The following is a 22,465-nucleotide window of genomic DNA, read 5'->3' as shown; positions in this document are numbered from 1 at the left end:
GTAATCAAGTAAATCCGTTGAGATTTAAAAGTAATACTTGTATAATTTAATATCAGAGTAAGTGAGTATTCTAGGCGAAAGGATATGAAGATGAAATCTGCGTTAAATGTTATTAAAGAGCAAATAGAAAACTTTTACCTTATTAGAAGGCTTTCTATATATGAATTAAAAAACAAAAATAAAAACAACTATTTAGGGATATTTTGGGAAATTTTAAATCCTTCAATTCAGATCCTTATATATTGGTTCGTTTTCTCAGCTTTGAGGAGTAAAAAGCCCATAGAAATGATAGATGGACAAAAAATTGAATTTTTTAGTTGGCTTTTAGCAGCTTTCTTTCTATGGATTTTCTTCTACCAAGGAATTATACAAGGCTCTAAGTCGATTTATACTAGACTTAGAATGCTTTCAAAAATGAACTTTCCAATTAGTATTATCCCAGGATACGTTATTTTTTCACAGTTTTATGTTCATATTATGATGTTAGTTATTGCAATTGTAATATTAAATATGAACGGGTACTATATCTCAGCTTATTACTTACAATTAATTTACTACTTAATAGCAACTTTAGCTCTAATTTTTTCTATATCGCTTATAACGTCGACATTATCAACAATTATTCGCGATATCCATATGCTATTGAATTCAACATTAAGAATGCTATTGTATTTATCAGGTGTTTTATGGCCATTAGCTATTCTTGGAAAACAATTTCCAGGGATAAAGGTGTTATTACAACTTAATCCGTTGTATTATTTAGTTGAAGGTTATCGTGCTGCATTATTTAGTACAGAATGGCATTTTATTGCGGAGTGGCAGTACAGTATAATATTTTGGATAATAGTAATACTGTTATTCCTGTTAGGTTCAACTTTACACGTTAAATTCCGTAGACATTTTATAGATTATTTATAAAGGTTTGTGATGATATGGAAAAAGCGATAGTTGCAAAAAATATTAAGAAGAAATATAAATTATATAGTAGTTCTAAAGAACGTTTGTTAGACTTGCTGACGCCTAAAAGTTATGGGGAAGACTTTTATGCTCTTAATGGAGTTGATTTTGAAGCAGAAAAAGGAGATATTATTGGATTTGTTGGAGTAAATGGTTCTGGTAAATCCACCTTATCGAATATCTTAGCTGGCATTGTCCCAGAAACTTCTGGTTATATAGAGATTGAAGGAGAAGTTGCATTAATAGCAGTTTCTGCAGGTTTGAAAAATGATTTGACAGGAAGAGATAATATTGAACTAAAGTTACTAATGCTTGGTTTTAATAAAAATGAAATAAAAAAACTTGAACCAGAGATCATTGAGTTCGCTGAAATAGAAGATTTTATAGATCAGCCAGTAAAGTCATATTCAAGTGGGATGAAATCAAGACTTGGTTTTGCAATTTCAGTTAAAGTTGATCCTGATATTTTAATTATTGACGAGGCTCTATCTGTTGGCGATAAAGCCTTTGCTGAAAAAAGCTTAAATAAAATGAAGGAGTTTAAAAAACAAGGCAAAACAATGATTTTTGTAAGTCACTCTATTGGCCAAATGAAGCAATTTTGCGAAAAAATATTATGGCTCGAATATGGAAAAGTAAAAGCTTTCGGTTCGGTAAAGGAAGTAATTCCAAAGTATCAAGCTTTTTTGGATAAATGGAAAAAAATGTCCAAAACGGAGAAAGAAGAGTATAAACTATATAGAATAGATCCTTTAGAAAGAGATATTAATGACATAAATTTAAATCAAGCTATTATTGACGAACATCACCCCTTTGAGAATAGAGATAATTTTATTGTGCAACCAACGTCTAAAATAGGACATATTAATGATAACAAATCTTTTATTTATTCGAGTTTGTTTCCAGAAAGTAATGCAAAATCATCTGAGACTTATAAAAATTCAGTATACTATATAAAAAGAGAAGCAAAATTTAATAATAGAATTTTTTATTTACTTAGTAATAAACCAAGTGGTAAAAGTGGGGTCATAGGGTGGATGAATGCGAATGATGTTAATAGTAAATGTGAAATATTAATTGATGCTGATGAAAAACAATTTTATATTAAAGGTACAGGTAAAGCTTTTAATCGTCCTTGGGGGGGTAAGAAAAATATAATATATGACAACCTTAAGAATTTCAAAGGTGACCAATTTCTAGTGAGTAAAACTGTCAAAATAGGGAAAAACTTATGGTATAAAGGATTGTTAGGTGAAAATAAAGTATGGATACACCAGAGTTATTTGGGAGAAGTATAATAATTTTGGATAAGTGGCAAATGCAAGAGTTAATTTATAATTGTACTATATGAATTTAGGGTGATTAATCATCCATTATATTTGTTTTGCTTTAAGGTTTATAAAAACGACTTGTTGTATTTGCTAGAAGAAAATTTAAAATATAATATTTTTTGTTGTTGTATAAAATGTTAGAAACTTGAGCTGGAATGTGAGTACGATAAATTAGCCAAGAACCAGTAATAAAAACTCTTGGCTAATTTAAACAGTCGCTGACGATAGATTACACTATATAAAAGCAAAACGTATTATTTATTATTGTGCAGTAATCCACAGAATACGAATAGTCCTTTAAAAGAATTTTAAAATTTGTTTTTCTATTCATGTGAAAATATTTCAGGATTGTTCGAAAACACACCGTCTACTCCATAAGCGACTAATTCATTAAACCGCTCTTTTTTGTTTACCGTAAACGGGTATACTTGATACCCCTTGTTATGGCAATGTTCGATTAATTGCCTGTCTGTATAGACGTTATTTGGGTGAATACTAGCGATGTTTAACCCGCTTTTTGTTGCATAGTCCCAAGGATTGAGTATTCGATAGTAAAAGAGCATACCTAAAGGTAAGGTTGGCGCTATTTCCTGCACGTTTTTTAAAGCAACATGATCAAAAGAAGAAATAAGTATATTTTCAAAGCGATTATATTTAGACAGGCAATGAATGAGTTGCTCTTCAATTCCTTTATAAATAACTGGAATATTCTTAATTTCAATATTTAAGAGAATATTTTTTGGGCAAAGCTCTAAAACTTCATCTAGGGTTGGAACGGTGATCCCAGTATAATTTTCATTAAAAGAAGATCCGATGTCGATTTGTTTTAATTCACTTAATGTAAGGTCAGTAATACGTTTATTTGTCCATGGATTAAACCGAGTTAATTTGTGGTCATGACAAACTACGAGATAATTATCTTTGGTCAGTTGAATATCAAATTCAATAGCTTTTGCACCATGAGCAATTGCTTTTTGAAAAGCAGGTAATGTATTTTCAGGTGCTTCTGTTAGTGAACCTCTATGTGCAAAATTTAATGTCATTAATGCTGATGCTCCTTTCCAATTTAATGGTATATTGCATTAGTTTCTTAACCTATGCCGCAATTTAAAAAGTACGGTTTTTTGTATCCATTTAAATATCTGTCTATTATACATAAAAAAAAGGAATATTGCTAATCCGCTAGGTACCCATAATTCTTTTTGACTGAAAAAATAAGGTGCAAGTAAAGCAACTAATGTTAATGGAAATAAAATAACCATATCTACTCGATTTAGTTTGATGTTGAAATAAGGCTTGCTAGCACGAATTCGAACAATCCAGGTGATTATGAAGGCGATTAATGTAGACCAAGCGGCAGCATACAAGCCGATAAACGGAATCAATAAAATATGTACGCCGATATTTACAACTGCACCGAGGATGGACGTAACTAGAATTATCTTTGTTCTTTTGGCTCCATGAAAGCCGGCACTCCAGAACAACGAGAAAGCACTGAACATCGTACCTACTAATAGTAGCCCAGTGTATTGCCAAGCTATAAAAAATTTTTCAGAGATAAAAATAGAAAAAATAGGTTTTGTTAAGAGCGCAATACAAATTACAGATGTAACAAGCAAACGAAAAAAATGCTGGAAGACAACAGTATAATACTCATCCTTAGCAGCTTTGTTAAATTGGAGAATAGCACTGTCTTTCCATGCTAAGTTAAACACAGAATGGATCATTACGAGAATAGCAGGTATTTGATTTGCTACCGCATATAAACCATTATATTCTATTCCCAGATAGCCTACAATAATATAGCGATCTGAAGCATTCATGATCCACCAGCTAATTGCACCAGGAATAATAGGTAATGCATATTTTAAAAGGGACTTAATCAGCGGTTTCGAGTAATGTCGGGTTGACAAAAATCGGTGGAATCGCATAATCATCCAAGCTGTTATAATTGATACTAAATTAGCAAGAATAGAAGCATAGAAAAATGCTTCTATTCGCAGTTGTAAACTGTATAAAAATAATAAGATGATTGATATATGTATGATCGTTTGTAGCAGTCCCAGTGAAGCGAATAAGAAATTGAATCCTAAACCTCTAGCACATTGCTGTAAATAGCTATTTACGATAATTACTTGAATGAGTACTAATGTTAAATATCCATACGGAATAGGGGAAAAAGCTAACCATAACAATGCAAGAATAGTGAATAAGATTAGATTTCGCGCTAAAGCTAATGTGCCGCTAGTAATAATCGTTATTTGTTGTTGAGTGTCTTTTTCAACAATTAACCAACGATAAACGGCTGATGTTAATTCAAGGCTGATAAATGGCGCTAATAGACTAGAAGTAGTAAGGATTAAATCCCAAGTTCCATATTCCTCTGTTGTGAAATAATGTGTATAAACAGGTAGCATTAAAAAAACGAGAGCTTTTGATCCAAAGGTAGTAATGCTATACAACAGGGTGTCTTTCACTAGTTTTTTTTCTTTGGTCATGAATTAATCATCCTTCAATTCTCTGTTTCTAAATAAGTATCTAACTTAATAAATTGTTCCTTTGCCTTCATGATTTGCTCCGTTACATCTATCCTATTACTGCTCATGCTTTGATAAACAGTCTCAGCTTCTAATGTTTCTAACTCATGAAATTGAGTGTAATTACCTTGGAAATTAACATCCTTTATCATATTTGTCATTTTACTGCTGTACACGATTGGAAAAACGGATTTTTGATATAACCACCCTAAAATCATAGCATGAAATCTGGTAGCAACAACAAAAGTGCAAGAGGAAATTAACTTTAGGGCCTTTTCTAAGTTGTTTTTGTAGTAAAATGTATGAATGTGATTTATATAGTGTTTAGAGACAGGAGCGAGAATATGCTTAATTGCTTCATGATCTTGCTCGTATTCACAAAAAGACATTAGCGTAACATCATATCCTTCTTTTAAAAAATGGAGAGTTATTTCTCGTATTTTATTGTAATAAATTTCATCATAACCCTGTAACGACTTTCTAATAGAAGGTTTAATTACAGAAATAATCACGGATTGGTTAGCTTTGTTTAAACAAATAGGTTCCAATTGGAAAATCATATCTGTAGCCAGTCTAACGTTAGGCAACTCTTTAAATAACGAATAGGAGTAATGGTCCCGAAAGCAAATATCGGTTAAATGGAAAAATATTTTATAGTATGCGTGTAGAAAGCTTTGTTCGTAGAAAGGACCAAAATTAGCTCCTAAAATAAAAAAAGGTATCTTCATTTTGGACATAGCTTGGACATTTTTATACTCTTCTTTCCAATAATCGTGTTGAATAAATAATGATCCTCCAGCATAAATTTGCAAATGACATTTTCGTGCCAGGTAGGAATAGAAAAGCTTCTTTTTGTTAAACGTTGTTGCAATTAATTTACTACCACGGAAAAGAAGAGAATCGGAGTTAATAATTTTTAAGTTATTTAAGTTGGAAAAAGTCTTACAATATCCTTTTGGGGCTAATAATAGAAAATTCGTATTTGGATAACGTTCACAGATAGTTTTAATAAATAAATCATCCCCTAAATTATAGTGAGTGTATGCGTAGAGCATGACATTCTTCATATTTTATCACCTTTTCCGTTAATAATGGCTTGCTCTATATATTAGCTGAAGTAACACCTTTCGACTAAGTGAAAAATTTGTGTGAATGACGCTTCAAAAAAGATTTGACGTAAAAAAATATATACAGACTATATGTTGATTTAAGCTTAATGAGTAATTTAACTAACTGTTTTTGTAATGAGCCTGTAAAATGTATTAGCTCTTCATTTGTGTTAATTAAATGAAGTATGGTTTTCATTTCGTTCACTTTTTCAATTCGTGGCATACGATTTTCTTTGTGAAAAAGATTTGTATATGCATTGATCACACTACTAGCATAAATTTCTCCAAGATCGCGTTTGTTTTTATAGGTTAATCCTCCCATTTCTTCTAAAAAAGACTGTACTTTATTTAATAAGAATTGTTGCTCTTTAAAGTAGTTTTTACGGTAAGCGCGAGATAAAGAATGAACATTTGCGTTAACATATTTGTATAGTGAGTCATGAAGTATATAAATTCGTTTACAATATTGAAGGTAATGTAAATTAAATAATAGATCTTCTCCAAAAGATATGTTTTTTTTAAACTTGATGTTGTGCTGATTGATTATGTCTAATCGATATAGCTTATTGCAGGGAGAAGGAATGATAATTTGTTTATATAAATCACCAAAATAATGAAGAAATGAAGTTTTGGTATACATCCCCTTAATAGAAGGAGTATATAATTTTTTTTTATGTGTAGCTATTGACTCATATCCACATATGACAAGGTCATTAATTGGCGAAGAATTAACAGCCTCCACTAGTTTTTTAGTCATATCGCTATCAATATAATCATCAGCATCAACAAACTGAAGAAACGCTCCTTTTGCTTTCTTTATTCCTATATTTCTTGCGCAGGATACACCTGCATTTTTTTGGTGAATTACATGAATATTATTATATAATGCAGCCAGACTATTACATATTTCCGTGCTTTTATCTGTTGATCCATCATTAACCAAAATGATTTCAGTTGAATGATACGATTGGCTTAATATGCTCTTGATACAGCGCTTCAAGGAATGCTCTGCATTATAGACGGGAATGACAAAACTAACTAGTTTGTGTTTGCTCATTTTTATGACCCCCTATAAGCATTAATGGAATGGAGAGATAGGTCATGGCAGAAGGTGCGAACAGTACATGACCTGCCAAAAAAGCTATTCCGACAGAAAGACCTACTATGGTAAATAACAGCAAATATTTAATTTCAAAGTAAGGTTTCTTAAAGATCAAATGCTTTACTAAGAAGATTAGAGGAAGCATTGCAAATAGACTTCCTATAATTCCCAAACTGAAAAAAAGATCAAAGAAATCCATCTCAATTAACTTTGGTTCGTTTTGATAATCCCCAGCATACCCTAGACCAAAAATTTTTCTTAATATATGTGCATGTAAATAATCTTTTTTTATCTCTGCAAAGTAAATATCTCTAGAACTGAGAATTTTTTGTGAGAGGAGCTCATATGTAGATAAAGCTTCTAACTCTGAGTTTGCTTTTAATTCATTTTGAGTTGGAGAGACGTGATTCTCTGGCGGTGAGTTATTTCCAATAGAAGTATAGGGAATAAAGCATGCAAATAAAAAGATGATCATAATAAAAGCTATTGCATGCCAATCTCTCCATATCTTTAATCGTAGCTTCCACAAAATATAGGCGATAGTAATGCTAATGAGCACTAAGCCGCCTATAAAAGCTGTCTTTGTACCAATCATAGGTAGCATGCTTAAAATGATAATATAAGCAAACCAATGGGCAAGCTGTTTTTTTTGAATAAGCTGAATGCTCATTAATCCAAATAGAATTAGGGTTATGGCACTTAATTCGTTTGCAGAGAAAAACCAACCCGAATAACCAGAAGTATCGTATCTATAACTGTTTATACTTGTATTAGTAAGAACTGCCATCCAGTAAGTGCACCCAACGATGTAGCTAGTAATAGTTGTAGCGGTATATAAAGTACGGGTGCTTACGCAGTTTCTTTCATTTACATAGAGAACGGCAAAAATAATGACTAAAAAATAACTAACCTTTAAATAAAAATTCAACTCCCAGATCCAATTAAAGTGAGACTTTAAAAGTAAGTTTATAATAAAACTAACTAATACTCCTGAAAATGCCATTATCATAAGGGTGAAATTTTTCTTCTTGTTTTTATGGGAAAAACAAATGAAGAGAGTAATAAATAAAACAGACATAAATAATGTTCGAAGTAGAGATCCTACTGATATTGGAAATGATAAAGTGAATGTTGTTAGTATGTCCATGATTGGCTGAATAACAATGAATACGAGTATAAATTTATTCACTGTATTAGTTGATTTATCCATAATAGTTCCCCTATGTTGTAATCTTTACCTTAAATTATTGACACCTTTTAATTTTCTATTCACGAAGAATAATAAAATCCTATGCTCATGGTTATATTAATTTACTAATAATAACGGAGAGTAGGTAAGCGAATGAAAATACTACATTTAAACGCAGGTAGTGAAACTGGTGGGGGGATGTATCATATTTTGGGGTTAATGAAAGAATTTAAAGATAAACAATTTATACTCGGTGTTATGGAACAGGGAGAACTTTTGCAACGTGCAAAACAATTAGGAATTAAAACGGTTCATTTTTCAAGTAGTTCTAAACTTAGTATTCCATTAATTAAAAAAATGATTTCATTTATAAAACAGGAAAAAATTACTTGTATCCACTCACATGGTCCTCGAGCAAATGTGTATACAAGTATATTGAAGAAAATGTTGCCTTTTCAGTGGGTCGTAACTATCCATAGTGATCCATTTCTAGATTTCATGGAAAAAGGTACCTACGGAAAATTATTAAGTAGGATAAATATGAATGCTGTTAAGAATGCAAATAAATTAATAGCTATTTCACAACCTTTTAAAGACTGTCTTATTGATGCGGGAATTGATGAAAATAAAATAATAACCACTTTAAATGGTATTGATTTTAAACAAAGAGTGAAAAACATTTATAAAAAACGCGACTTTGGAATTAATGCGGATGAGTTTATTTTTTTAATGGTAGCCAGGTTGGAAAAAGTTAAAGGTCATCAATTTGCTATAAAAGCTTTTTCGGAAATTTTAAAGAGAAATAGTAAATGTCATCTTATGCTTGCTGGAGATGGTAGATTATATAATCAATTGAAAAAAATGGTATTTGAATTAGGAATAGAAAAAAATGTACACTTTTTAGGTTATAGAAAAGATGTACAGCACTTATATAAAATAGCAGATGTGACTTTACTAACTTCCTTAAGCGAAAGTTTCCCCCTTGTCCTATTAGAATCTGCTAAAGCAAAAACCCCAGTCATTTCGTCAGACGTTGGGGAAGTAAATAAACTTATTGTAAATAATGGAGTCGGTTGGATTGTAAAACCGGCTAACACAATGGAAATAATTGCTGCAATGAAAGATGCATTATTTTTTCACAAACAAGGAAAATTATCGTTAATTGGTGAAAAGCTGTATCAGCATGCTTCAAAAAAATTTACATTGGAGATTTTTGCCGAAAACATTTATAATGTATATCGAGGTCTAAATTGAATGTATGTTTAAGTTTTGCTATATGATTTGTCATTGATATGAGGTTCTTTCACTTAGCTTTAAAGTTAAAAGGGGGATATGATAACTCTTATTGAAAAGCGACACTAGTGGAAGCGTATTCAATTTGATCGGACTAGCTTTTGCCAATCTAGTGTCTTCAATGGCCTAGATGTTTCTTAGGGAAAATGAGGTGAACGAAATGCTTAAAATAGCTCTGTTAGCCTTATCAACTTTGCTATTTTCTTTGTTAGTAACTCCAATCGTAATTAAGTTCTCCAAGTTATTAAATGTCACTGATAAACCAAATAACCGAAAAGTTCATAAAGCACCAATCCCTACTTTAGGAGGAGTGGCTATCTTTATTAGCTTTTTGCTTGGTTTAATGATTTTACAACCAGATAGTAATTACCATGCAGTTATTCTTATTGGAGCTGTGTTGATAGTTATGTTAGGAGTTTTCGATGACATTAAATCTCTTTCACCGAAAATTAAATTTTTAGTTCAAGTAGGAATAGCCTTCCTCGTCGTTTTTAAAGGAGGGTTACAAGTTGAATATATTAACTTTCCGTTTGGGGGGCAAATTGAGTTTGGTGTCATGAGTTCAGTAATAACCGTATTTTGGATTGTAGGTATTACCAACGCAATCAATCTTATCGATGGTCTAGATGGCCTTGCTGCGGGTGTTTCGGCAATCGCTTTGTTTACAATGGCAGGAATGGCTATCATTATGGGTGATGTATATGTTACAACGATGGCTCTATTGCTTTTCTTTAGTACAATTGGGTTTCTGAAATACAATTTTTTTCCTGCGAAAATTTTCATGGGTGATACAGGCGCTTTGTTTTTGGGGTATATGATTTCTGTATTGGCACTTTTAGGATTTAAAAATGTAACGTTTATTTCTTTTGTTATTCCTATATTTATTTTGGCAGTGCCCATTTCAGATACACTTATCGCAATTATTCGCAGGTATGTTAATAATCAGCCACTCGCAAGTCCAGATAGTTCCCATTTACATCATAAGTTGCTGAAGATGGGTTTTTCACATAAACATACGGTATTAGTTATTTATACGCTAAGTATAATGTTTAGTTTGGCTGCTATTTTTTTCTCTATGACAACTGTATGGGGTTCTATAGTTATTTTTACTATCTCAATTTTCGCATTGCAAATACTCATTGAAAACCTGGAATTAATTAATAGTAGCTATAAACCACTAACTAACCTTTTAAAGGCGATTAGACATAAGTTATAAATATTAACTGACTAAATAGGTACTAATCCGGCTATTTCGTCCTTCATAGAAATTATTGGAGATTAAGTCTAACTAAACAGCATAGCACTATTTACTATTATTGGTATAATCGCTCCATTTTTACAACAAACACCCCAAAGGAAGTTTTCATACTAACTTCTTTTGGGGTGTGAAATTTGTCGCTTTAGTTCAGTTTGTAGTAGTTATATCCAAGTGCCGTTTTAGTTTGTTTTGTGTTTCTAAAAGAGCTTCCTGATCGAGCTGCCAATAATAGGAACCATTTGGCTGATAATCATGCCCTTCTAGGGTTAGTGTCTCAAAATCTAAATTTTTACCTTTAGTACCATAGGCAATGAAACTTTTCATTTCACTAAAAGTCATATTTGTAGTCATGTTACTGCCAACAGCTTCTAACACATCGTCGTATTTTAAAATGGAATCTAAGGATATAGCTTTGCTAATTACTGCTTTAATTATTTCCTGTTGTCTTTTTCCGCGTTCTATATCGTTATCTAATTTTCTTGTTCTGGCTAAAGCAAGAGCTTCTTCACCATTTAATTCTTGTTCACCAGGAAGCAAGTGTATTGCATTAGCCTGATCTTTGGAATTTTGTTCTTTCAACTCATAAGGTACATCAACAGTGATACCATCAACAGCATTAACGACATCAATAAATGCTTCAAAATTGACCTTTACATAATAATCAATGGGAATATCTAGGAGGTTTTCAACTGTATCCCTTGTAGCTTGGGTACCACCAAAAGCATGTGCATGATTGATTTTAGTTTCATATCCAACCTCAGGAATATAAACATAAGTATCACGTGGAATACTTACTAATTTCACACTCTTGTCATCCTTATTCAGGGTAGCAACCATCAAAGTATCTGTTCTTGCGTTGTCTGCGTTGTTGCGAATATCACTGGAATCTATTCCCATAATTAGTACTGATACATTATCTACAGCAGGATCAACTTTAGCTTCTCTCAGATCTGATTTTTCCATGCCATCATCTTCATATGATTCAGAAAGAACACTACCCGCTTTTGTATATAAGTATGAAGCATAAACTGCAATAGCAACAAAAGCAAGGATCAACGGAACAAGTATCAAATATGCTCTTTTCTTCAGTTTTCTTTTCCTTCGTACTACTACTCTTCTATGATTTTTATTATCCATTACAGGACCATCCTTAAAATAAAGTGAATTTATATTAATTCTAGTTATAATCAATGTATATATTTGTCGAAAAACTTAAAGATATCTACAAGACTAAGTATAATTTTACTATGAATATGTATATTCGTAAATGAAAATCTTATTACAGCCTTGAGAATGCCTAGTGGAGATGGGAAAAGGTTGCTGTTGACGAAGAAATATAACAAATGCTATTCATGTTATAGATGTTCCATTTTATATACAACATTGATTTTTCAGCAAAATCACTTATATTCTTGGTTAAATAATCTACAAAATGTTTTTAATCCAATGGTTATTGTGATAAAAGATGACATTAAAATACGACAAGTGATTGAGGCAGATGAGGTAAAGGTAATTGAAAGCTTATATTTATGAAAACCTCTTTAGTTTTTCTATTAGCGCAAGTTATACAGAGGGCGCACTCTGCGTTATTTACGAGGTCCAATAGAATTAAAAGAGGTTAAAAAGCATTTCATTGTTAAACAAATCAAATTTTAAAATAATAATTGTCATACTCTTATTAAATCGAGTATAGACCCTATTCATCCATACTGTCGAATTAATTTTGCCATGCACTTGATACAGGAAGATCCAAATGCTCTCGCAACGTATTTTCAATCTCACTTCTGCTCTGTTCATCTACCTGATAGTACCAAATTCCATCTTGCATCTTACTGCCTTGCCCATCGATATTAATTGTGTTTATGGCTAAGTCCGTATTTAGTCCGTAGCTCATAAAGCTCTTCATTTCATTGAAGGTCAGGTCTGTACTCATGTTATCTCCCACTGCATTAATGAGTTCATCAAGTTTTAGGATGGAAGAGGCAGAAGCAGTTTCTTTAAAAATGGTTTTAATAATTTCTTGTTGCCGTTTCCCTCTTTCAAAATCACTATCGTATTTTCTGGTCCGTGCTAAAGCTAAAGCTTCTTCACCGTTTAAATTTTGATAGCCTGGCATTAATTGAATGGCATTTTGATTATCATTTGAATCAAGCTCATTCATTTCAAAAGGTACATCATATTGAATTCCACCAATTGTGTCTACAATTTCAATAAAGGCTTCAAAATTTAACCGAACATAGTAATCAACTGGAACATTTAAAAAATTTTCTACAGTATCGATGGTTTTTCTGGGGCCTCCATAGGCGTGCGCATGATTAATTTTTGTATACCCGTAATCCGGAACGTTGACATAAGAATCTCTCGGGATGCTTAATATGTTTACATCTTTTTTCTGTTTATTAAAGGTTGCAAGCATTAATGCATCGGATCTGCTGTTGCCTTCATTACGTGCCTCACTATCATCTACCCCAATAACAAGTACAGAGACATTGTCATCTACGGGGGTGACTGATTCATCTCTTAAAGCGGATTTCCCCCCATCTCTTTCAAATTTTTCATAAGATTTATTGGCGGCTTCTTGGGCTGTTTTATAGACATGGGCACCGTAGGAAACGGTTGCTACTAATAAAAGACTTAAGGGAATAATTAAAAAAAACAAAAGTTTCTTCTTATTTCTTTTTTTTCGTGTTTTTACTCGAAATATATTTTCACGGTTTTTCGACATAATTACACCTCATTATACATACTACTTTTCATTTTACTACTATATGTAGCTGACGTAAATTACATTTAGATTACATTATTGTAAGATAAATAACTCTTAACCAATAATGATGAAATTATTTATCCCGTATATAAGGTGCTGTAAGACTCCCACTTCAGTAGGTGGATAATATAATCTGTATAGCAACAAGTCTAGGTAGGAGATAACAGCACCTAAATACCCTATTTCGTAAGAGACTTTTAGGTCATACCATTACAGTACTAACAACGGGAGGATGAATGAAAAACCTCACTGATTGAAGATTCACTTTATAATAATCTCCTGCTTTTTACATTATTTTATTAAATAGTATTTAAAATATCCGTCTTGTTAGAAATTTAAGTTCATTTTGCCACCTATCTGTTCTCTACATCGAATTTAGATGTGAAGGAGGTGATCCCATGGCAAATTCAACGCTAACCGATTCGTCGTTACGATTAGAGTTTGGTAAAGGCACGGAGCAAGGCTCAGAAAAACAACTTATAACATCGAAAAGCTTCCATAATGTGAAAACAACTGCAACATCTGACCAGTTATATGCAATTGCTCAAGCGGTTGCCAGTTTACAGAAACTTCCACTGTTAACAATCGAACGTAAAGATAGCTCGAAAATTGTCGAGGCATAGTGGAAAATTAAATGGAAGGGAGGGGGGGAAAGACATGAAAAAACTAGAATTAAAATTTACGAACCAAGAAGGGAAAATAGTCACTTATTCCATGGATCAGCCAGTGGAGCCAGCTGATGCTGCAGCTATTAATGCAGCAATGGACGAAATTATCGTGCAGAATGCTTTCACCTCTAATGGTGGAGAGTTAGTCGCAAAATCGAGCGCAAGAATCGTAGAAAGAATGGTCGAAGAGATTGAAATGCAGTAATACTAGTATAGAGATGACCAGTAGCGTTGCTACTGGTCAATTGTATGATGACTTCAGTGCGTTGGGCTTGTGGAAGCTGCTAAATAATTGCAAAGAAAGTGTATAAGCAGAAAGGTATGAGGGACTCATTCATTCAAATTGGTTATACGAGCAACGCTTCCCGGTGATAAGGGCTTTTTCATTTTAAGGCTGCTGCATCCCCTATAAATAAAAGGGTAAGCGGACTAAGAAACGCCTTATTTAAAGCATGCGATGCTTTCAAATGTTTGTTTAACATGAGCATCAGTTACTTTAGGCAATTTAAATGTAACATTTGCTCGATCGACTATAAGTGACAATTTAAATGATAAAAGGAGGCGTAGCATATGGATTTCGTTTATAACAGAGGTAGGATTCCCTGTTGCGGTAACATTTTATCTGCTTCACCGTATTGAAGGAAAGTTGAATGTTTTAATTGCATCCATTTATGAATTGCCTAATAAAATGAAACAATAAGGGGAGAGAATCTGCATCGCTTATTTTATAGAGTAATAAAGTATCCCATGAACTTCTATATATTTACTCATTTCCCGGGAAATATCGACATATCCATTAAAGTCTGTATTTAAAAAGTTGATAAAAAGAAACAATAAATTTAAACGGGCCTATATCTTAAGAAGGGGGTTGGTGTTGAATTATAAAAATATCTTTATATCATAATATTACAAAAATCCGTGTTTATTTCATCTTCATGATAGAGTGATATATAATGAAGATAGGTGGGTAGCATGTTGGGGGTGAAAGAATGAAAACATCAGAAATTATTAGTCGGTTACAAAATCGGCGGCCGACTATTTTAGGACGGGAGAATTTTCGCGAATTTGGTATTCTCATTCCGATGATAGAGATAGAAGATGAAACCCATTTGCTTTTTGAAGTTCGTTCAAAGCATATGCGCAGTCAACCGGGAGATATTTGTTTTCCGGGTGGAAGAGTGGATGAAAGCGACAAAAGTGAATTGCATTGTGCATTGCGTGAAACCTCGGAAGAACTAGGCGTAAACCAAGAAAACATTCGTAACATTATCCCTTTGGACTATATTGTATCTGATTTCGGAAGAATTATCTTTCCGTTTACGGGTACCCTTCATAACCCTGAGAAAATTGTCCCTAATCCTGCAGAAGTCGAAGAAGTATTCCAGGTCCCATTGCGTTTTTTTCTGGAGACAAAACCAAAAGTGTATCAGGTGAATTTTAAAGTTATACCAGAACAGGATTTTCCTTATGAGGATATACAAGGTGGAAGAGCTTATGATTGGAATGCTCGGGAAATGAGTGAACTGTTCTATTATTATCAAGATAAAGTAATTTGGGGATTAACCGCAAAAATTATAGCCCATTTTGTAGCTTTGTTGCAAGAAAAGAAAAAAAATTAACGTCGTTATTTATCCCATATATAAGGTACTGTAAGACTCCCACTTTAGGAGTTGGGTATCTTTGTATTACAACAAGTTTAAGTGGGAGATAGCAACTCCCAAATACCTATTTCGTAAGTGGCTTTTAGGTCATCCACTTGGTTACTAACAATCATTGGGGGATGAATGAAAGCCCCACTGATTGAAGATTCACTTTATAAAAAGGAGGAGAATAAAATGTAAAAAATTGTAAATTTATCGGTCTTAATTGATGCGTTGGATTTTCATTTAGATGAATCGTTAGTATTTTTGAACAAGGAAACGGGAGAAATTGTTCATGTTTTGAAACACTACTTACCTATGGTTGAGGATGGAGAAGATGGTCGTAATTTATTGCCTTGGGAAAAAGAAGTATTCAAGATTGCGGAAGATATCGTAGATCATGAGGAAAATTATGTAGAGATTAATACTCAATTTGAAGTAGATGATTATGACATCATGGAAGATTTTTGTCTTGCCGTAAAAAATTCTCAAGTTCAAGAGCAATTATTAAGTGCAATTCGTGGTAAAGGAGCATTTCGCAGGTTTAAAGATAAAATAGAATTTTTTGATATAGAAGAGGAATGGTATGATTACCGTTATCATCGCTTAAAGGAAATTGCAATAAATTTTGTGAAAAAAACGAAATAGATTATGTTAATCAATAATTAAATGTTTCCACAATACTTCCAGAAGAAAACGGTGATGCTAAGCAGGTATAGAATACAGAAAACAGCTTAGATGTTTCCGTAGTAAATCAGTTTCTTTTATTTTATAGCAAAAAGCAACTATTTATAACAAGTATTCAGGCCAATTACGCATGGGCACTCCCAAGCATAATTGGTCTGTTTTGCGTAAAATTAGTAGTTTTAGTAATTGGAATTGCGGCAGTTCATTTACAAATTCATCCTCCAAGCCCAAAGCAAAAAGCTGTTCTTTGCTGATATGCTTCTCCGGGTGCTAAAATAATGCTTGGCAAATGTTTATGTTCAAGTGAAGCTGGTGTACCCTGTGTTTCTATACATACTCCTTGATATCGTAGAAAGGTTGTTGGCGTGTGCTCGTTTTTTTCATGTAGATAATTGCCTGTGTATAATACCATTCCTGGTTGAGTGGTTTTTACAGTGAGCGTTCTCCCCGTTTCTTTATCATATAAACATACTTGCTCATCTTTTCCTTTGTCGAAACAAAAATAGTGATCATATCCTTTGCCAACAATGATATTCTGTTCAAGCTTTGCGTAAATACCGTCATTGAATTGCCGACCTAATTGAAAATCAAAAGGAGTATGTGTGGTTGCAAATTGTTTACCTGTTGGAATCAGTGCTTTGTTTACCTCCAAGCAAGTACTACTGGCGATTTTAGCGTAATGTTGTTTAATCGTCTGTTTCTTGCTTCCTCGTAAGTTAAAATAGCTATGATTCGTCAAGGTGATTGGAGTCGTTTTATCTGTAATCGCAGCATAGTCTATGATAAACTCATTATCATTTGTTAGAATATAGGTGACCGTTACAGCTACATTTCCTGGGTAGCCATTATCCCCATCAGGACTTGTATGGGTAAGAATAGCACGGATATCATTTTCTGTTTGTTCTGTAGAAACATGCCACCGCACATGACTGAAACCATTTATTCCACCATGTAAGTGATGATGCCCTTCATTTGCAGTGACCTGATAGGGCGTTCCATTTATTGAAAAAGAAGCGTTAGCTATTCTGCCAGCGACTCTCCCTATTAAAGCTCCCATATAGAATGGATTGGATTCGTATTCTTCATAGCTATTGTAATGTAATACGACATTATCCATATAGCCATGTTTATCAGGTACGATAATTTCAGTAATCGCTCCACCATAGTCGAGAAAACTAACTCGCATATTTTGGTCATTAATTAGTGTTCGTAATTTCCATTTGTCAAGAACGGTCTGTTCTATTATCTCCATCTGCTATTCACTCCGTTACTTATTAAGTTTTTCAATAAACCGTTGGAATGCTAACATTCCAGTCTCTGTTTGTTTGAAAACACCAGCATCTTCTAAAGCGCTAATAAATTTTTTCCCCACTTCATCCCGAATGATCGTATCAACATGCTCCTGTATTTGAGAATAATGATAAGAATTTTTTATTTCATTTGCCCAGTCATGGTGATAGTCAGCTAGATGATCTACACCCTTTAATAAGAACTGTTTTACTTCATGTAGCTCTGTTTCTAATCTTGCTGGCAAAACCGCAAGACCCATCACTTCAATTAGCCCAATATTTTCCTTTTTAATATGTTGTACATCCATATGGGGATGGAAAATCCCTGTTGGGTAGTCGGTTGTTGTGCGATTATTTCTCAATACGAGATCTAATTCAAACATATCTTCTCGCATCCGCGCTATCGGCGTAATCGTGTTATGGGGCACATTATCTGTAAAGGAAATAATTCCTACAGCATCATCCGTATAGTTCTTCCAAACGTTTAAAATATGTGTTGCAGTTTGAATAAGCTCATTTTTTTGTTCACTGCGTAAACGGATTACAGATAATGGCCATTTTAAAATCGACGCTTCGACACTAGGGAATCCATTGATTGCAAATGAAAAGGCTGGATGTGCATTGGTCATGGGAAAAGGATGTCTGCCAGCTTGATAATGGTCATGGCTTAAAATCGAACCACCAACAATGGGCAAATCAGCATTAGAACCAATGAAATAATGCGGGAATTTTTCTACAAATGCTAGCAATCTAGCGAATGTATCGCTTTCAATTTTCATTTCTCGATGTTCTTTAGATAATAATATACTATGCTCATTGTAATAAACATACGGTGAGTACTGCAGGTACCAGCTTTCGTCTAATAAAGGAACATGAATGACGCGATGATTCGCTCTCGCTGGGTATCCTGTGCGTCCTACGTAGCCTTCATTTTCTCTACATAAGACACACTTTGGGTAATTTGTCGTTTGCTTCAATTCCAGCTCTCGTTTTATTTGTTCAGTGTCTTTTTCTGGTTTTGATAAATTAATCGTTATTTCTATATCTCCGTACGCTGACTTCGCTGTAAAATAGATATTCTTCTGAATGCGTTTTACTTGAATATAATTGGAATGATTACTTAATTGATAAAAATAGTCTGTGGCTGCTTTAGGTGACTCTGCATATTTTTCATAAAATTTATCATGTATCGTTGAAGGCTTATCCATAAAGCAATTCATGATTTTAGCTGCAAATATTTCTTTGTCATCGAAGACATCTTCAATAATTTGTCGCTCCATTGCCCACGCAATGATTTGTTCTAACAGATTAGGAATCGTATCATCCGCTGAAAGGTAATCACCGCTATCGATCTGATCCGGGATATATTCAAGTTTTAATAACGACATAATTTGATTTTGTACATAGACGGTGTCCAGCTGTTCCATTAACTTTTTGTTTGTAGCCTGTTGGATAAGCTTTTCCAACAGCACATAAATGTTCGGCATGTTAGTTCTTCCTTTCCAAAGAGTGAACAAGCTCAAAATATAATGACTTTTTTCAGATAAACATCAAAAGGTTGTTATTATTTATGAGCTTCGACCAGTGATCTGGCTCCATCAACAATGGCTGCTGTATAGAAAGAAGCGTCATAACCAATGGATCGCTTGTAGATATCATTCACATTTTCTTTAAATGCTGCTACCTTTTCTTTAGCAACAATGGCGATAGCACAGCCTCCAAACCCTGCTCCCGTCATCCGAGCACCAAGTACGCCTTGCTGTTTCCAAGCAGCGTGTACGATCGTGTCCAATTCTTTTCCAGTTACTTCATAATCCTGTTGCAATGATTGGTGGGATTCATTCATAAGCTTGCCAAATGCCGATAAGTTTCCGTTCTTTAGCTCATTACTGGCTTGCAACGTTCGCTCATTTTCTGAAATAACATGTTTTGCTCGTTTTCGTATAGTGGAATTTTTTATGACATGTTGATAAGCGTTAAATTGCTCTAATGATACATCGCTTAGACTTTTAATTGGCAACACAGTTTGTAATGTTTCTAAAGCTGTTTTACATTCATTGAATCGTTCATTGTATTTTGATTCAGCTAATGTGCGCTGCTTATTGGAGTGGATGATAACGATTTCAAAACCATGCAGATGAATAGGGACATATTCGTAATCATTTGTTTTGCAGTTTAAAAGGATGGCGTGCTCTTGTCTTCCTAAACCAATGGCAAATTGATCCATAATCCCGCTGTTCACACCAATGTACTGATTTTCCACATGTTGCCCCAGTTTTATTAAGGAGAGACGTGGTAGGGTGAATGAAAACAGCTCTTCCATTAAAATTCCTGTTACTAATTCAATGGAAGCAGAGGATGATAAGCCTGCTTGATTAGGGATATTTCCATAAAATAGAATGTCAGCCCCTGTTTGGATCGGATAAGTCCTATTTTTAATCGCCTCAATCATACCTTTTGGATAGTTTGCCCAGCTATCCTCTTCCTGAAATGATAAGTCGCTTAGGTCGCATTCGATGATTCCTGTTTCAGGAAAGTTCAGAGAAAAAAGGCGCAATGTATGATCTGTCCTTTTTACACCAAACGCATAGGTTCCATAGGAGATCGTCGCTGGTAAAACATAGCCGCCATTGTAATCCGTATGTTCTCCAATTAAGTTAATTCTCCCTGGTGCAAAGCAGATAGAAGGTTCAGTTAAATTATTAAACATAGTTTTAAATTTCGATTGTAAATCTTTCATGTTCATTTTGTATCCTCCTTGAATGTGGCTTTTGGTCATATTGATTATCTTTTAACTTAATTAAATTAATTAATTAAGTTAACTGTACAATAAAACAATAAATTTGACAAGAGCTTACTTACATTTCATTATAAGATACTGTATCTATGTTATTCTTTACCTATAATACTAAAGACGGAAAATAGTTTTTGTATCGCTAATTTTAAAAAATAAAGTTATGAAAACTGCTAGAATAGATTGGGAAAAATTATCATATTGTAAATAGCGATTTATTAGGAGCTGAATTTTGTGAATCAAGTTTTTGAGAAAAAGTGGGTTGTTGTGAGTATCGCTATTTTTTGTTCGATTTTATGGGGAAGTGCATTCCCTGTCTTGAAAGTAAGCTATGCCGAACTGCAAATGGCAGCAGATGATACCATTGCGAAAATTGTGTTTGCGGGGATGCGTTTTTTACTGGCAGGTTTAATGATCTTAATTGGTCTTTTATTTGTAGATCGAAAACGATTAGTTGTTACCAAACGGCAAATGTTATTTTTAACAATATTTGGTATCATTCAAACAGGATTGCAATATTTCTTTTTTTATAATGGTTTAGCGAATGTTTCAGGTATGCAGGGAGCTATATTGGTTTCTAGTGGTACGTTTTTTACGGTTGTATTAGCACATTTTTTCTATAGTAATGATCGGATGAACTGGAAAAAAGGAGTTGGATTAGGAGCTGGTTTTGCAGGAATTATTGTAGCCAATTGGGGGCAAGAGTTACAGCTTAGCTTCCAATTTACTGGGGAAGGATATATGATTTTAGCAGCATTAACGGGTGCGATCGGAACGATAATGGCAAAGGAATTAGCTGTTGGCATCCATCCATTTGCTATAACAGGCTGGCAATTAACGATTGGAGCTAGTCTCATGTTAATCTTTGGTGTCCCACAATTGGAAAGTAATGCGATGATTTTTACACCTTTAGGGTTTGGTTTATTCGTTTACTCTGCAGTATTATCTGCAGCTGCATTTGCTTTGTGGTATTCCATATTAAAATATAATAAAGCAGGTGAGATCAGCATGTATAAATTTATCACTCCTGTTTCTGGGGCCATTTTATCAGCAATCTTTATACCAGCCGAGAAGCTGAATCTGTACATTATTGGTGCTTTGGGGTTAGTTGCTGTTGGCATCATTGCTGTGAATTATAAAGGAAAAGGTACTGCTAAAGAAAAGCTGACATAATAGTAGAAATTGTGCTTAAACAGTAAAACGGCAAACGTAGAGCACCTATTTCTGCAATAAAAATATTCTGTTATTTGTTTAGTTTTTATATGAATTAATGGAAATGGCTGTTGACGACTTGGTATTTGCCAAGTCTTCTCTTTTTAAATTTTTATCCCGCATATAAGGTACTGTAAGACTCCTACTTCAAGAATTGGCGAATCCATACTACAACAAGTCTAAGTGGGAGATGACAGCACCTAAATGCCCGATTCGTTTATCTAACAATCAGTGGGGGATGAAAGAAAACCACCACTGATTGAAGATTCACTTTATCGAATGGTATAATAATGTACAATAACGTATAAAAAGTCTGATAAAATATGACAACGTTATTCTGTAACTTTAGCTTCCCTATTTTCTTTGTCCTGCATGTAACTGTAGTAAGACCTTTTCTTCTATCTTGAGAGATGCCGATCAGGAGGATAAGGTAAAAGATTCAACTGCAAGTCAAATGTCTAATCCTGTTAGAGACCTTTAGATTATTCCGATGCAGTACTAACAAATAGTGTGGATAAAAAACCTCATAAATTGAAGTTTCACTTTATCCCGTTTATAAGGCGCTGTAAGACCTATCACTTCAAGAGGTGATAATCTGTACTGCTACAAGTCTAAGTGGGAGATAACAGCAC

At 33.6% G+C, this 22,465-nt stretch carries 20 protein-coding genes and 1 pseudogene; 11 read left to right on the top strand and 10 right to left on the bottom strand.

What is annotated here, in order from left to right:
- The first annotated feature begins 90 nt into the window (after window positions 1-90).
- The 3 genes and pseudogenes from KBP50_RS19425 (at window position 91) to KBP50_RS22290 (ending at window position 2,255) form a co-directional block, all read left to right on the top strand.
- Window positions 91-918, top strand: coding sequence for an ABC transporter permease (locus KBP50_RS19425; protein ID WP_050351175.1), 828 nt, complete (start codon window positions 91-93; stop codon window positions 916-918).
- A gap of 14 nt (window positions 919-932) precedes the next feature.
- A pseudogene (gene tagH / locus KBP50_RS22295) lies at window positions 933-1,691 on the top strand (teichoic acids export ABC transporter ATP-binding subunit TagH); the annotation flags it as partial.
- A gap of 102 nt (window positions 1,692-1,793) precedes the next feature.
- Window positions 1,794-2,255, top strand: a complete 462-nt coding sequence (locus KBP50_RS22290; protein WP_232231405.1) for an SH3-like domain-containing protein — start codon at window positions 1,794-1,796, stop codon at window positions 2,253-2,255.
- 356 nt (window positions 2,256-2,611) lie between these two features.
- Here the strand turns inward: KBP50_RS22290 and KBP50_RS19415 are convergent, their stop codons facing one another.
- The 5 genes from KBP50_RS19415 to KBP50_RS19395 all read right to left on the bottom strand — a co-directional run bounded on the left by KBP50_RS19415 (window position 2,612) and on the right by KBP50_RS19395 (window position 8,246).
- Window positions 2,612-3,331, bottom strand: a complete 720-nt coding sequence (locus tag KBP50_RS19415; RefSeq protein WP_050351042.1) for a glycerophosphodiester phosphodiesterase — start codon at window positions 3,329-3,331, stop codon at window positions 2,612-2,614.
- Between the two features lie 39 nt (window positions 3,332-3,370).
- Complete coding sequence (locus KBP50_RS19410) at window positions 3,371-4,786, bottom strand: lipopolysaccharide biosynthesis protein (protein WP_050351043.1); 1,416 nt, start codon at window positions 4,784-4,786, stop codon at window positions 3,371-3,373.
- A 14-nt stretch (window positions 4,787-4,800) separates the two neighbouring features.
- On the bottom strand, window positions 4,801-5,892 hold the full coding sequence (locus KBP50_RS19405; protein WP_050351044.1) for a polysaccharide pyruvyl transferase family protein: 1,092 nt from the start codon (window positions 5,890-5,892) through the stop codon (window positions 4,801-4,803).
- Window positions 5,893-5,956: 64 nt separating this feature from the next.
- Window positions 5,957-6,991 (bottom strand): glycosyltransferase family 2 protein, encoded by a 1,035-nt coding sequence (locus KBP50_RS19400; RefSeq protein ID WP_050351045.1) that lies wholly within the window; start codon window positions 6,989-6,991, stop codon window positions 5,957-5,959.
- Entirely contained in the window at window positions 6,969-8,246 is a 1,278-nt protein-coding gene (locus tag KBP50_RS19395; protein WP_050351046.1) for an O-antigen ligase family protein, read from the bottom strand. The genes KBP50_RS19400 and KBP50_RS19395 overlap by 23 nt, the downstream gene beginning before the upstream one ends.
- Window positions 8,247-8,378: 132 nt before the next feature.
- Between KBP50_RS19395 and KBP50_RS19390 the strand changes: the two genes are divergently transcribed.
- Both KBP50_RS19390 and KBP50_RS19385 read left to right on the top strand, forming a co-directional pair.
- Window positions 8,379-9,479, top strand: a complete 1,101-nt coding sequence (locus tag KBP50_RS19390; RefSeq protein WP_050351047.1) for a glycosyltransferase family 4 protein — start codon at window positions 8,379-8,381, stop codon at window positions 9,477-9,479.
- Window positions 9,480-9,678: 199 nt separating this feature from the next.
- Window positions 9,679-10,734: a glycosyltransferase family 4 protein gene (locus KBP50_RS19385; protein WP_050351048.1), complete on the top strand. Its 1,056-nt coding sequence runs from the start codon at window positions 9,679-9,681 to the stop codon at window positions 10,732-10,734.
- A 189-nt stretch (window positions 10,735-10,923) separates the two neighbouring features.
- Here KBP50_RS19385 and KBP50_RS19380 read toward each other — a convergent pair whose 3' ends face one another.
- Both KBP50_RS19380 and KBP50_RS19375 read right to left on the bottom strand, forming a co-directional pair.
- Entirely contained in the window at window positions 10,924-11,913 is a 990-nt protein-coding gene (locus KBP50_RS19380) for an LCP family protein (RefSeq protein ID WP_050351049.1), read from the bottom strand.
- 580 nt (window positions 11,914-12,493) lie between these two features.
- On the bottom strand, window positions 12,494-13,501 hold the full coding sequence (locus KBP50_RS19375; RefSeq protein WP_050351051.1) for an LCP family protein: 1,008 nt from the start codon (window positions 13,499-13,501) through the stop codon (window positions 12,494-12,496).
- 440 nt (window positions 13,502-13,941) lie between these two features.
- Between KBP50_RS19375 and KBP50_RS19370 the strand changes: the two genes are divergently transcribed.
- From KBP50_RS19370 to KBP50_RS19350, 5 genes are all read left to right on the top strand, one after another.
- On the top strand, window positions 13,942-14,166 hold the full coding sequence (locus KBP50_RS19370; RefSeq protein ID WP_050351052.1) for a DUF1659 domain-containing protein: 225 nt from the start codon (window positions 13,942-13,944) through the stop codon (window positions 14,164-14,166).
- Window positions 14,167-14,200: 34 nt separating this feature from the next.
- Complete coding sequence (locus KBP50_RS19365; protein WP_050351053.1) at window positions 14,201-14,416, top strand: DUF2922 domain-containing protein; 216 nt, start codon at window positions 14,201-14,203, stop codon at window positions 14,414-14,416.
- A 363-nt stretch (window positions 14,417-14,779) separates the two neighbouring features.
- Window positions 14,780-14,911, top strand: a complete 132-nt coding sequence (locus KBP50_RS19360) for a YvrJ family protein (RefSeq protein WP_076361955.1) — start codon at window positions 14,780-14,782, stop codon at window positions 14,909-14,911.
- 289 nt (window positions 14,912-15,200) lie between these two features.
- Entirely contained in the window at window positions 15,201-15,830 is a 630-nt protein-coding gene (locus KBP50_RS19355; RefSeq protein ID WP_050351054.1) for an NUDIX hydrolase, read from the top strand.
- 225 nt (window positions 15,831-16,055) lie between these two features.
- Window positions 16,056-16,499: a UPF0158 family protein gene (locus KBP50_RS19350; protein WP_082240890.1), complete on the top strand. Its 444-nt coding sequence runs from the start codon at window positions 16,056-16,058 to the stop codon at window positions 16,497-16,499.
- 253 nt (window positions 16,500-16,752) lie between these two features.
- Here the strand turns inward: KBP50_RS19350 and KBP50_RS19345 are convergent, their stop codons facing one another.
- From KBP50_RS19345 to KBP50_RS19335, 3 genes are all read right to left on the bottom strand, one after another.
- A complete protein-coding gene (locus tag KBP50_RS19345) occupies window positions 16,753-17,790 on the bottom strand; it encodes an aldose epimerase family protein (protein WP_050351056.1) in 1,038 nt (345 codons plus the stop codon).
- Between the two features lie 15 nt (window positions 17,791-17,805).
- Window positions 17,806-19,314: a UDP-glucose--hexose-1-phosphate uridylyltransferase gene (galT, locus tag KBP50_RS19340; RefSeq protein ID WP_128743330.1), complete on the bottom strand. Its 1,509-nt coding sequence runs from the start codon at window positions 19,312-19,314 to the stop codon at window positions 17,806-17,808.
- A gap of 77 nt (window positions 19,315-19,391) precedes the next feature.
- Window positions 19,392-20,573, bottom strand: coding sequence for a galactokinase (locus KBP50_RS19335; protein WP_050351057.1), 1,182 nt, complete (start codon window positions 20,571-20,573; stop codon window positions 19,392-19,394).
- A gap of 282 nt (window positions 20,574-20,855) precedes the next feature.
- On the opposite strand from KBP50_RS19335, the gene KBP50_RS19330 reads away from it, so the two are divergent.
- The gene (locus KBP50_RS19330; RefSeq protein WP_050351058.1) at window positions 20,856-21,794 is read left to right on the top strand and encodes a DMT family transporter; all 939 of its coding nucleotides are present in this window, start codon (window positions 20,856-20,858) and stop codon (window positions 21,792-21,794) included.
- Window positions 21,795-22,465 lie beyond the last annotated feature (671 nt).

This window comes from Virgibacillus pantothenticus, from assembly GCF_018075365.1.
Lineage (GTDB): Bacteria > Bacillota > Bacilli > Bacillales > Amphibacillaceae > Virgibacillus > Virgibacillus pantothenticus.
Note: the sequence above shows the minus strand (reverse complement) of the source record. Positions and strands in the feature narration are given on the sequence as shown.